Genomic DNA, 11,921 nt, shown 5'->3' with positions numbered 1-11,921 from the left:
CCCCGCCCCCGTCCCGTCCGTGTCCGCCCGTCCTGTCGACCGAGCGTACCGTTGCCAGCTAGGAGAACGATGTCCGCCACCGATCCGACGACCCCGGCCCCACCCGGCCGGGTGGAGGTCCTCGTGCGCCGCACGGACCCGCGGCTGGCGGGGCCGGTCTACGCCCAGCCGTCGGACGCCGGCGCCGATCTGGTGGCCGCGAGCGACGTCACGCTCGGCCCGGGGGAGCGGGCCGTCGTCGGCACGGGCCTGGCCATCGCGCTACCCGAGGGGTACGCGGCGTTCGTGCACCCGCGCAGCGGCCTGGCCGCCCGGTACGGCGTGACCCTCGTCAACGCGCCGGGGACCGTCGATGCCGGCTACCGTGGAGAAATCAAGGTTGTTCTGATCAATACCGATCGATCCGAGACGATCACCTTGCGCCGGGGCGACCGGATCGCCCAGCTTGTCGTGCAGCGGGTGGAGCACGCCGTCTTCCGCGAGGTCGCGGAGCTGCCGGATTCGGTGCGCGGCGTCGGGGGCTTCGGCTCCACAGGCGGTTTTGGTTCCGGGTCGACGGCTGGTGTCGCCCCGACGGACGGTTCGGACGGTTCGGGCGCCGAGGTCGGTGCCGGTGCCGGTGCGGGCGCGGGAGCCGCCGGGGCGACGGGAAGGGAGGCCGCTGGTGTTCGGCCGGGGGCGTAAGGATTCCGCGGAGCGCAGGGACTCCGACGGGTACAGCAGTGCGCAGGACAACGAGGACACGCGGTCGGAGTCGCCCGGTCGGTCGGCGCCGGGCATCGCGGACGGGCCGTATGACGTCAGCGAGGCGCCGGACGACGAGCTGCACCGACTTGATCTCGGTGCGCTGCGCATCCCCGCGCTGCCGGGGGTGCAGGTGCAGTTCCAGGTCGACGAGGCGACCGGCGAGCCGCTGACGGTGGTGGTCACCGACGGGCGCAGCGCGATGGAGCTGTCCGTGTTCGCCGCGCCGAAGAGCCGCGGCCTGTGGGACGAGGTGCGTGCCGAGATCTTCGAGACGATCGAGGCGAGCGGCGGGGCCGAGGCCGGTGGCTCGTTCGGGCGGGAGCTGCGGATGCGGCTGCCGACCGGCCAGCCCGGCGAGTCCGTGCCCGCCCGGATGATCGGGGTGGACGGCCCGCGCTGGTTCGTGCGCGCGGTGGTGACGGGTGCCGCCGGGCGGGATCCAGGCTCGGCGCCGCTGCTGGACGAGACGCTGCGGCAGCTGGTCGTGGCCCGCGGCGACGGCGCGATGCCGGTGCGGGACCCGCTGCCGCTGACCCTGCCGCGCGAGGTCGCCGACCATCCGGACGGGCCGGGGGGCAGCTCCGAGTCGGCGACGAGCGGGCGTCCGCAGATGCCCGTTCCGCCGGTGCGCACCGCCGAGCTCCGCTGACCTGCGCACGGTGGTGCGCTGACGGTCCCCCCGAAGGTGCGCCGCCTGGTCGGTGGCGGTGCCCACCGGCCGGACGCGGTCGGCGTGGCGGTGGCCAGCCGGCACCGACACGCCGCCCGATCACGACGCGCCGGCACATTGCGTGCACGCTGGGTATTCGTCCGCGGATCGCTCGATCGTGCGGCTTGGCGCGGGCACACTGAGCCTCGGCCATTCGTTGCATCAGACGTGCCCGGGCAGAGGTGCTCGCGCGTGATCGGAGGAGCCGTGGGCGAGCCACGCGGTTGGTGGGGGCGCAAGCTCCACAGGCTGACGGCAGGGACGAGCCAGCTCGACGCCGAGGATCTCCAGGCCGCCGCCGCGGCGTGCGGCGCGGCACCGATGAGTCGCTGTCGCGACCGGGACGAGATCTGCGTCGCGGGTACCATCCAGGCGGTGACGGTCCGCGCGCGCTCCGGGGCACCGACCCTGGAGGTCGACATCTACGACGGCAGTGGCACCGTGACCCTGGTCTTCCTGGGCCGCCGCGACATTCCCGGGCTGCGGGCCGGTGCGTCGGTCAAGGCCTCGGGCCGCGTGACGCTGCAGGACGACCGTCCGAACATCTTCAACCCGCGGTACGAACTGCTACCGGTCTCCTCCGCCAGCGCCTGAGCCCCGCGGTGGGGACCGGCCCCACACCGACAGGATCCTCACCGACGATGCCACGACTGCCCGCCCCCGACGCCCAGCCGATGTCGATGTCCGAGGCCATCGGCGGGCCCCGGGGGATTCTCGACAGCTCCCTGCCCACCGTCGCGTTCGTGACGGTGAACTCCCAGGCCGGGCTGACCGCCGGGATCGTGGTCGCCGTCGCCACCGCCGTGGCCCTGCTCGCGCTGCGGATCGTACGGCGCGAGCCGATCCAGCAGACGTTCAGCGGGCTGTTCGCCGTCGGGTTCGCCGCGTTCGTCGCCTCGCGCACCGGCGACGCGAAGGGCTTCTTCCTGCCCGGCATCGCCAAGAACGCCCTCGGCACGGTGGTGGCGCTGCTCTCGGTGGCGGTGCGCCGGCCGATCGGTGGCTACCTGATGGCCGGGCTCGACACCCGCTACGCCGGCTGGCGTGACGACCGCCGCCAGCGGCGCGCCGCGATCTGGGCGACGCTCATCTGGGCGGTCGTGTTCGGCCTGCGTTTCGCCGTGCAGGGCGTGCTCTACCTCGCCGACCGGACCGGCTGGCTCGCCGCGGCGAACATCGCGCTCGGCCTGCCGCTGTTCGGCGTCGCGGTGCTGGCCAGCTTCGCGATCGTGCGCCGCCTCGCCCCGCTGCCGCCGAAACCGGCCGACCCGGCCGGCGGGATGGTCGTGGAGGGCGAGGTGGTCCACGGCGAGGTGGTCCACGGCGAGGTGGTCCACGGCGACGCGGTCCGCGCCGACGGGCCCGGCGGCGGCGTCACCGCCCCGGCGGATCCGCCTCGCTGACCGCGTAGCGACAGTCCGGCGGGCCGGGCCGGGCCGGGCCAGCGGCAGCGGCAGCGGCAGCGGCGGCTCAGTCGGACGCGGCCGACGGGGGCGGCCCGAGCAGGGCGGCCAACTCCTCCTCGGCCTCGCTGGTCGTCGCGACGGCGAGGACCTCGTCGCCGCTCTCCAGTGCCGCGTCGGGGGAGGGGATGACCGCCCGGCCGTCGCGCAGGATGACGACCAGCGCCGTGTCGGCGGGCAGCTCGATCTCGCTGATCCGCCGCCCGGCGATGGGCGACTCCTCGGCGAGGGTCAGCTCGACCAGGGAGGCGTCGCTCTGCCGGAAGCGCATCAGCCGTACCAGGTCGCCGACGCTGACAGCCTCCTCGACCAGCGCGGTGAGCAGCCGCGGCGCGGACACCGCGACGTCCACCCCCCAGGACTCGGTGAACAGCCACTCGTTCTTGGGATGGTTCACCCGGGCGACGACCCGCGGCACCCCGAACTCGGTCTTCGCCAGCAGCGAGACGACGAGGTTCACCTTGTCGTCCCCGGTGGCGGCGACGAGCACCGCGAAGTCGTTGAGCCCGGCCGCGTCGAGCTGCGACAGCTCACAGGCGTCGGCGCGCAGCCAGCGGGCGCCGGGCACGGCGTCCGTGCGGACCTTGGCGGGGTCGCGCTCGATGATGAGCACCTCGGACCCGTTGTCCAGCAGCTCGGCCGCGATCGAGCGGCCCACCTTGCCGGCGCCCGCGATCACCACTCGGCGCGCGCTCATGCTCATCCCTCCTCCGGACCGCGGCGCAGCACCAGGTCGGCCTCGGTGGCCCGCGCCTTCACGACGGCGACGTGCAGCACGTCGCCATCCTGGACGAGGGTGCGCGCGTCGGGCAGCACCCCCTCGCCGAAGCGGGTCACGCACGCCACCCGCACGCCCGCGGTCTCCTCGACCTCCCGCACCTTGCGCCCGACCCAGGCCGGGCCGGGCGGGACCGCGGTGAGCATGACCGTTCCCGACGGGTCGGACCACTGGGGGGTCACGGCCTCGGGGAGCAACCGGCCGAGGATCTGGTCGCGGGTCCAGCGCACGGTGGCGACGGTGGGGATGCCGAGGCGTTCGTAGACCTCGGCCCGGCGCGGGTCGTAGATGCGGGCGACGACCTGCTCGACCCCGAACATCTCGCGGGCCACCCGGGCGGCGATGATGTTGGAGTTGTCACCGCTGGAGACGGCGGCGAAGGCCGCGGCCCGCTCGATGCCCGCCTCGACGAGGGTGTCACGGTCGAAGCCCACGCCCGTCACGCGCTGCCCGGCGAAGTCGGCGGGCAGCCGGCCGAAGGCCGCCGCGTCCTGATCGATGATCGCGATCGAGTGGCCGAGGCGCTCGGCGGCGCGGGCGAGGGCGGAGCCGACCCGGCCGCAGCCGAGGATCACGACATGCACGAGAGTTGAGAGTAGCGGTATCCGCCGCCGGCGGCGCGGATCGTCCCGGGAACTCTCCGTATGCGGAACTTGGTGGCCCGCCGGGCGCCGTGGTCCGACCGACCTGCGCTTATGTGTGCCACGTCACAGTTGTGTGTGATGCTTCTCGTCGTCGGTAGCATCGCCGCGTGGCGCTCACGGACCGCCTCAAGCGCGGTTTTGTCGGTCGACCGATCGGGAGTGACCGGCTCGGGGAGACATTGCTTCCCAAACGGGTTGCTCTGCCCGTCTTCGCCAGTGACGCGCTGTCCTCGGTGTCCTACGCGACCGAGGAGATCCTGCTCGTCCTGTCGCTGGGCGGGTTGGCCTTCTACCATGTCTCGCCCTGGCTGGCCGGCGCCGTCATCGTGCTGATGCTGACGGTGGTCGCCTCCTACCGGCAGAACGTGCACGCCTATCCGAGCGGTGGCGGTGACTACGAGGTCGTCTCGACCAACCTCGGGCCGCGTGCCGGGCTGCTTGTCGCCTGCGCCCTGCTCGTCGACTACGTCCTGACGGTCGCGGTGTCGGTGTCGGCGGGTGTCGCCAACCTGACATCCGCGGTGACGGGTCTCGCTCCACACCGCGTCCTCATCGCGGTGATCATCGTCGTGCTGCTGACGATGATCAACCTGCGCGGCGTGCGCGAGTCGGGGACGGCGTTCGCCATCCCGACCTACGGGTTCGTGGCCGGCGTCTTCGTCATGATCATCACGGGTCTGGTGCAGGCGGCGCTCGGGCACACCCCCCAGGCCGAGAGCGCCGGGTACACGGTCGTCGCCGAGCACGACTACGCCGGCTTCGCGCTGGCCTTCCTCGTGCTGCGGGCGTTCGCCTCCGGCTGCACCGCGCTCACCGGCGTCGAGGCGATCAGCAACGGCGTGCCCGCGTTCCGCAAGCCGAAGAGCCGCAACGCCGCGACGACGCTGCTGATGATGGGCCTCATCGCGGTCACCATGTTCGCCGGCGTCACCGCGCTGGCGCTCATCTCGGACGTGCACGTCGCCGAGCACACGAAGGACCTGCTCGGCGCGCACGGGGACCAGCCGACTGTCATCGCCCAGGTCGCCGAGGCGGTGTTCGGCCACGGCTCGATCGGGTTCGCCTACATCGCGACGGTCACCACGCTCATCCTGATGCTCGCCGCGAACACCGCGTTCAACGGCTTCCCGGTGCTCGGCTCGATCCTCGCCCGCGACGGCTACCTGCCCCGCCAGCTGCACACCCGCGGCGACCGGCTCGCCTACTCCAACGGCATCGTGCTGCTGTCGAGCTTCGCGGTGCTGCTCATCGTCGTGTTCGACGCGCAGGTCACCCAGCTGATCCAGCTCTACATCCTCGGGGTGTTCATCTCGTTCACCCTCAGCCAGGCGGGGATGGTGCGGCACTGGGCGCGCATTCTGCGCGACGAGGACGACCCGCGGGCGAGCGACCCCGCCAGCCGGCGGGGCCTCCGCCGCTCGCAGACGATCAACTTCCTCGGCGCCTGCCTGACCGGCACGGTCCTCGTCCTGGTCCTGGTCACCAAGTTCACCCACGGGGCGTGGATCGTCTGCCTGGCGATCCCGATCATCTTCGTGATCATGCGGGGGATCCGTGGCCACTACGACCGGGTCGCCGTCGAGCTCACCCCGGAGCCCGGGCCGCCCACGCTGCCCTCGCGCATCCGGGGCGTCGTGCTTGTCAGCAAGATCCACGCGCCGACGCTGCGCGCGCTCGCCTACGCGAAGGCCACCCGGCCGCACAGCCTCGTCGCTGTCACCGTCGCGGTCGACCAGGCCGACGCCGACCGGCTGCGCGCCGCCTGGGCCGAACGCGGCATCACCATCGACCTCGTCGTGCTCGCCTCCCCGTACCGGGAGGTCACCCGGCCAGTGCTCGACTACGTGGCACGCATCCGACGGGAGAGCCCGCGCGACGTGGTCTCGGTCTACGTCCCCGAGTACGTCGTCGGGCACTGGTGGGAGCATCTGCTGCACAACCAGAGCGCCCTGCGGCTCAAGGCGCGGCTGCTGTTCCAGCCCGGCGTGATGGTCACCAGCGTGCCCTGGCAGCTGGCGTCGTCGGCCCGGGTCGAGGAGCGCCGGGAAGGCGCCGGCGCCGGCGCGGTGCGCCGCGGACGGGCCGCCCTGCCCGGCCCGTCCGCCGTCTCCGGGCCCGGCGGCACCCCCGCCGGCACCGCGGCGCCGGGTTCCGCCGAGGGCACGGGCTCCGCCGGATCGGCCGCAAGCTCCGCTGGATCGGCCACCTCGACCGCCGGGTCGGCCACGTCCACCGCCGCCCCCGGGTCCGGACCCGCGGAGCGGACGTGAGTACCCGCCGGCCGCGCCGATCCGCTCCGGCCTCGGGCGCCGGCACCGGCGCGCTGGCCTCGTCGGCCGCGCCTGGAACCCTGCTCGACCTCGAGGTCGGGCCGGTCGCGCACGGCGGGTTCTGCGTCGCCCGGACCGGCGGCCGGGTGGTCTTCGTCCGGCACGCGCTGCCCGGCGAGCGGGTCCGGGCCCGCGTCACCGACGCCTCCCACGACCGTTACTGGCGGGCCGACGCGGTGGAGATCCTCACCGCGGCGCCCGGCCGGGTCGAGCCGCCCTGCCCGCACGCCGGACCCGGCGCCTGCGGGGGCTGCGACTGGCAGCACGCCGACCTCGCGACCCAGCGGGCCGGCAAGGCCGCCGTGGTCGCCGAGTCGCTGCGCCGCTTCGCCGGGCTGGACGTCCCCGTCGTCGTCGAAGGGCCGCCGCCCGTCGGATCCGCGGGCACAGGCGCGGACACGGGCACAGGCGTGGGTGCGGACCCGGGGGCTGGCGGGCTGGGCTGGCGGACCCGGATGCGGTTCGCGGTGACCGAGGACGGCGGGATCGGGCTGCGGGCCAGCCGTTCCCACCTGGTCCTGGCGACCCCCGACTGCCGCATCGCCCATCCGCTGCTCCTCGACGCGGTGGCCGGCCGTCGCTTCCCCGGCGCCGACGCGGTCGAGGTGGCCGTGAGCCCGGCGACGCGGCAGGTGGCCGTCGCCGTGCGTCCCGGCCCCGGCCCGGACGGGCCGCCGGGTGTGCGGGTGGTCGAGGTGGTGGGGGAGCGGCGCTTCGCCGTGGGCCCGGAGGTGTTCTGGCAGGTACACCCCGCCGCCCCGGAGGTGCTGGTGGACGCGGTGCGGACGGCACTGCGGCCGCGGCCGGGAGAGACCGCGCTCGACCTGTACGCCGGGGCGGGGTTGTTCGCCGCGTTCCTCGCCGCCGACGTCGGCCCGCGCGGGCGGGTCGTCGCGATGGAGTCGGACGCGGCGGCCGTCGCCGCGGCGGCCGACAACCTCGCTGACCTGCCCCAGGTGTCGCTGCGTGGGGTGCGGGTCACCCCGGCGACGGTGCGCGGGGTAGTCGGCGGCCGGTCATCGGACGAGTCCGGAACGTCACGGGGTGGGGTCGACGTCGCGGTGCTGGACCCGCCGCGGGCGGGCGCGGGGCCCGCGGTGATGGCCGCGTTGCTCGCCCACCACCCGCGTGCCGTTGCCTACGTCGCATGTGATCCGGTCGCCCTCGGCCGGGACCTGGCGGCGGCGTCGACCGCTGGTTACGAACTCGTCTCGCTGCGTGTGTTCGACCTTTTCCCGATGACGCACCATGTGGAGTGTGTGGCGCTGTTGCGGCCGCGCGTCACCGAACTGCCAGCGTCGGGCAAATAGCGCCGAGTAGTCGGCGGCGGGCCTCTGGGTGCGGGCCGCTCGGCTGCGGCGCCACCCGGTCGCCGCGGCGTGTCGCTCGCACGCCACGCCGGGGCCGGCGACACGTCTGCGTGCCCGGATCCCGACCAATAGTGGGCAAGCGGGAGGCTGATTCTACCCTGACGACACCTATTGCCCCGCGTTCCGCGAGGAACTCACATGTCGTCAGGGCGTCTGCGGGCCCCCTGCTGACCTGCGTAGACTTTGCCGGACCCGGACCGATCCCCTTTCGGGAGAGGGAGTTCACGCCGTGTCGCTTCTGTCCACGATCAACAGTCCCCAGGACGTCAAGCGCCTCGACCATGAGGAGCTCGGCACCCTGGCGGCCGAGATCCGTGATTTCCTCATTCACGCCGTCGCGCGTACCGGGGGTCACCTCGGCCCCAATCTCGGGGCTGTCGAGCTTACGCTTGCGATTCATCGAGTGTTTGATTCGCCCTTCGACCGCGTCCTGTGGGACACCGGACACCAGTCCTACGTCCACAAGATTCTCACCGGTCGGGTGGATGACTTCGGCGGGCTGCGCCAGCGGGGGGGCCTTTCGGGCTACCCGAGCCAGGCGGAGTCCGAGCACGACATCATCGAGAACTCGCACGCCTCGACGGCCCTGTCCTACGCCGACGGGCTCTCCCGCGCCTACGCGCTGCGCGGGGAGGACCGGGCGGTCGTCGCCGTCGTCGGCGACGGTGCGCTCACCGGCGGCATGTGCTGGGAGGCGCTGAACAACATCGCGGCCGACGACCGGCCCGTCGTCGTCGTCGTCAACGACAACGGCCGGTCCTACGCGCCGACGATCGGCGGCCTCGCCGACCACCTCGCCGCCCTGCGCCTCGCGCCCGAGTACGAGCAGGTCCTCGACGTCGTCAAACAGGTCCTCGGCCGCACGCCGCTGGTCGGCGCGCCGCTGTTCGACGCGCTGCACGGCATCAAGAAGGGCATCAAGGACGTCGTCCAGCCCCAGGGCATGTTCGAGGACCTGGGCCTCAAGTACGTCGGCCCGGTCGACGGGCACGATGTCGTCGCGGTCGAGTCGGCCCTGCGCCGCGCCCGCAGCTTCGGTGGCCCCGTCATCGTCCACTGCGTCACCCGCAAGGGCTTCGGCTACCCGCCGGCCGAGCAGGACGACGCCGACAACTTCCACGGCATCGGCGTCATCGACCCGGCCACCGGCAAGGCGAAGTCCACGTCCAAGACGACCAGCTGGACGAGCATCTTCTCCGACGAGATCGTCCAGATCGGCGCCGAGCGGCCCGACGTGGTCACCCTGACCGCCGCGATGCTCCAGCCGGTCGGCCTCGGCTCGTTCGCCAAGGCCTACCCGGACCGGGTCTTCGACGTCGGCATCGCCGAGCAGCACGCGGTGACCTCCGCCGCCGGCCTCGCGATGGGTGGCCTCAAGCCCGTCGTGTGCCTGTACGCGACGTTCCTCAACCGCGCCTTCGACCAGGTCCTCATGGACGTCGCGCTGCACCGCCAGCCGGTGACGTTCGTGCTCGACCGGGCCGGGGTCACCGGTGAGGACGGCGCGTCGCACAACGGCATGTGGGACATGTCGTTCCTGCAGGTCGTGCCCGGCCTGGCGATCGCCGCGCCGCGCGACGCGCCGACCCTGCGCGCCGAGCTGCGCGAGGCCGTCGCTGCCACCGACCACCCCACGGTGGTGCGTTTCGCCAAGGGCAAGGTCGCCGAGGACGTCCCGGCGATCGACACGGTCGGCGGGGTCGATGTGCTGTTCCGCTCGCCCGCGGTCGCCCAGCACCGGGAGGTGCTGCTGGTCGCGGTCGGCGTGATGGCCACCCCCTGCCTGGAGGTCGCGCGCCTCGTCGCCAGCCAGGGCATCGGCATCACGGTCGTCGACCCGCGGTGGGTCAAGCCGCTGCCGCCGGCCCTGGTCGACCTCGCCCGCGACCACGACCTCGTCGTCACCGTCGAGGACAACGGCCGGGTCGGCGGGGTCGGCTCGTCGCTCGCGCAGCTGCTGCGCGACGCCGACGTCGACGTCCCGCTGCGGGACTTCGGCATCGCGCAGAAGTTCCTCGACCACGCCAAGCGGGACGAGATCCTCGCCGAGGTCGGGCTTGCCCCGCAGGACCTCGCCCGCAAGGTCGTCGAGGCGATCGCGAAGCGCCAGCCCGCCCTCGAGGACGCCCCGGCGGACGCCGCCGCGAGCCCGGTGCCCGGTGCCCGGCGCACCGGGGAGCAGGTCGCCGACAAGCGCTGACGCGCACTGACGAAGCCGTGGCCCCGCCGCCCCTGCGGGCGCGGCGGGGTCACGGTCGTCCCGCCTGGAGCGGGCCCGCGCAACCCTGGGCCCGCGCGGCCGGCCCGGGGTCGCCGGGCCGACGGCGGCCAGCGCGGCCTAGGCTGGCCCGGTGGCAGAGCAGCAGTCCGCGCTGAACGCGCGGGGGCACCGATCCGCGCTGAACGCGCCGGGGCACCCGTCCGCGCCGGACGCGTCCGCGCCGGACGCGCCCGCTCCGTCGCAGCCGCCGTCCTCGCCGGGGGCGCGCGGCGGCCGGCGCGGCGCGCGCTGGTGGCTCGTGCGCGGCGCGTTGCTGCTGGCGCTCGGCCTGCTGGCGCTCGCCCTGGTCAGCCAGTGGCGGGACGTGCGCGAGTCCTTCCACCTGCTCACCGTCGGTGGAGTGATCGCCTCCGGGGTCGCGACGGTGCTCGCCGTCGGCACGACCGTGCTGTCCTGGCGGGCGCTGCTCGCCGGGCTCGGCGCCCGACTGCCGCTGCGCGCGGCGGTGCGGATCTTCTTCGTGGGGCAGATCGGCAAGTACATCCCCGGCAGCGTGTGGCCGGTCCTCGCCCAGATGGAGCTGTCGCGCGACTACGGCGTCTCCCGGCCGAAGGCGGCGTCGGCGAGCCTCGTCGTCCTCGCCCTCGCGGTGCCCAGCGGCGGGCTGGCCGCCGCGGTGACCCTGCCGTTCGTCTCGGCGGAGGCGCTCGCGAGCTACTGGTGGGCGCTGGCCGCGGTGCCGGTGTTCGCCGTCGTCCTCGCCCCGCCGGTACTGTCGCGCCTGCTGGCGCTGGCGTTCCGGCTGCTGCGCCGCGCGCCGCTCGACGAGCCGCTCACGCTGCGCCCGATCGCGGCCGGGGCGGGCTGGCTGCTCGTCAGCTTCTGCTGGTATGGCCTCGCGACCTGGCTGCTCGTGCGCGATCTCGATCCGCACGTCGGCGGCGCGCGGCTGTTGCTGCTGTCCGCCGGCGCGTACGCGCTGGCCTGGACGGCGGGTTTCCTCGTGCTGGTCGTGCCGGCGGGGGCGGGGGTGCGGGAGGCGGTTCTCGTGCTCGCGCTCGCGCCCGCGATCGCCGGCGGACCGGCCACCCTCGTCGCTCTGGTCGCCCGTCTGCTGGCCACGGTCGCCGACCTGGTGTGGGCGGCGGTCGGCGTCGCCCTGCGCGGGCGGGGCGACGCGCGCCAGCGCGGCGATGGCGGTGATGGTGGCGGACCGGGCCTGCCGGCAGCTGTGGACCAGGCCGCGGACCCGCTGCGCGGCACCGCCGCGCGGGGATGACGCAACTGGTCGCGCTGGTCGCCGCGGCGCCTGGTAACGCCTGGTCAGGGCGGTGCGGGGCCGGCTGGCGGCACTATGACCCGGACCGGCGACTGCGAGTCGGATGTCCGATCTGGACTGCCCGTATCGGACGAACACGGGCAGGATGATGTGATGAGCGGCGGTAGCCGACCGGGTCGGGTGCCGGTGGGCCGGCCGCGTCACGAGGGAGTCACATGAACGGCCAGGGCAGTGAGTACCCGTCTGGTCGGCGGGAGCGGGGCGCCGAGGGCGCCGATCCGACGGAGTCGACCGGCCCGCTCAGTCCCTGGGCACAGCCGCCGCCGGCCGCCCCACCGCCGGGTGCCCCCCCCGTGCCGGGTGCCCACCCCGCGCCGGGC

At 74.1% G+C, this 11,921-nt stretch carries 10 protein-coding genes; 8 read left to right on the top strand and 2 right to left on the bottom strand.

Annotated features, from left to right (window positions below; translation table 11 throughout):
- The first annotated feature begins 69 nt into the window (after positions 1-69).
- The 4 genes from dut (at position 70) to C1A33_RS12085 (ending at position 2,859) form a co-directional block, all read left to right on the top strand.
- Positions 70-684, top strand: coding sequence for a dUTP diphosphatase (gene dut, locus C1A33_RS12100; RefSeq protein ID WP_101831615.1), 615 nt, complete (start codon positions 70-72; stop codon positions 682-684).
- Positions 665-1,396: a DUF3710 domain-containing protein gene (locus C1A33_RS12095; RefSeq protein ID WP_423748065.1), complete on the top strand. Its 732-nt coding sequence runs from the start codon at positions 665-667 to the stop codon at positions 1,394-1,396. The genes dut and C1A33_RS12095 overlap by 20 nt, the downstream gene beginning before the upstream one ends.
- A 267-nt stretch (positions 1,397-1,663) precedes the next feature.
- On the top strand, positions 1,664-2,050 hold the full coding sequence (locus C1A33_RS12090) for an OB-fold nucleic acid binding domain-containing protein (protein WP_101831614.1): 387 nt from the start codon (positions 1,664-1,666) through the stop codon (positions 2,048-2,050).
- A gap of 47 nt (positions 2,051-2,097) precedes the next feature.
- A complete protein-coding gene (locus C1A33_RS12085; protein WP_101831613.1) occupies positions 2,098-2,859 on the top strand; it encodes a DUF3159 domain-containing protein in 762 nt (253 codons plus the stop codon).
- Between the two features lie 67 nt (positions 2,860-2,926).
- On the opposite strand, the gene C1A33_RS12080 is transcribed toward C1A33_RS12085, so the two are convergent.
- Positions 2,927-3,616, bottom strand: coding sequence for a potassium channel family protein (locus tag C1A33_RS12080; RefSeq protein WP_101831612.1), 690 nt, complete (start codon positions 3,614-3,616; stop codon positions 2,927-2,929).
- A gap of 2 nt (positions 3,617-3,618) precedes the next feature.
- On the bottom strand, positions 3,619-4,281 hold the full coding sequence (locus tag C1A33_RS12075; protein WP_101831611.1) for a potassium channel family protein: 663 nt from the start codon (positions 4,279-4,281) through the stop codon (positions 3,619-3,621).
- A 167-nt stretch (positions 4,282-4,448) separates the two neighbouring features.
- Here C1A33_RS12075 and C1A33_RS12070 point away from each other — a divergent pair, with 167 nt between their 5' ends.
- From C1A33_RS12070 to C1A33_RS12055, 4 genes are all read left to right on the top strand, one after another.
- Entirely contained in the window at positions 4,449-6,611 is a 2,163-nt protein-coding gene (locus tag C1A33_RS12070) for an APC family permease (protein WP_101831610.1), read from the top strand.
- Positions 6,608-7,981, top strand: a complete 1,374-nt coding sequence (locus C1A33_RS12065) for a class I SAM-dependent RNA methyltransferase (RefSeq protein WP_101831609.1) — start codon at positions 6,608-6,610, stop codon at positions 7,979-7,981. The genes C1A33_RS12070 and C1A33_RS12065 overlap by 4 nt, the downstream gene beginning before the upstream one ends.
- Before the next feature lie 289 nt (positions 7,982-8,270).
- On the top strand, positions 8,271-10,241 hold the full coding sequence (gene dxs / locus C1A33_RS12060) for a 1-deoxy-D-xylulose-5-phosphate synthase (protein ID WP_101831608.1): 1,971 nt from the start codon (positions 8,271-8,273) through the stop codon (positions 10,239-10,241).
- A 319-nt stretch (positions 10,242-10,560) separates the two neighbouring features.
- Positions 10,561-11,541, top strand: coding sequence for a lysylphosphatidylglycerol synthase transmembrane domain-containing protein (locus C1A33_RS12055; RefSeq protein ID WP_243407455.1), 981 nt, complete (start codon positions 10,561-10,563; stop codon positions 11,539-11,541).
- Positions 11,542-11,921: the final 380 nt, after the last annotated feature.

This window comes from Frankia canadensis (genome assembly GCF_900197875.1).
GTDB lineage: Bacteria > Actinomycetota > Actinomycetes > Frankiales > Frankiaceae > Frankia > Frankia canadensis.
The sequence above is the reverse complement of the archived record's forward strand: the minus strand, read 5'-3'. Positions and strand labels throughout refer to the sequence as shown.

Bases quoted from the DNA above. Each gene is read 5' to 3' on its own strand.
- C1A33_RS12080 (WP_101831612.1), bottom strand. From the start codon at position 3,616: ATGAGCGCGCGCCGAGTGGTGATCGCGGGCGCCGGCAAGGTGGGCCGC.
- dut (WP_101831615.1), top strand. From the start codon at position 70: ATGTCCGCCACCGATCCGACGACCCCGGCCCCACCCGGCCGGGTGGAG.
- C1A33_RS12085 (WP_101831613.1), top strand. From the start codon at position 2,098: ATGCCACGACTGCCCGCCCCCGACGCCCAGCCGATGTCGATGTCCGAG.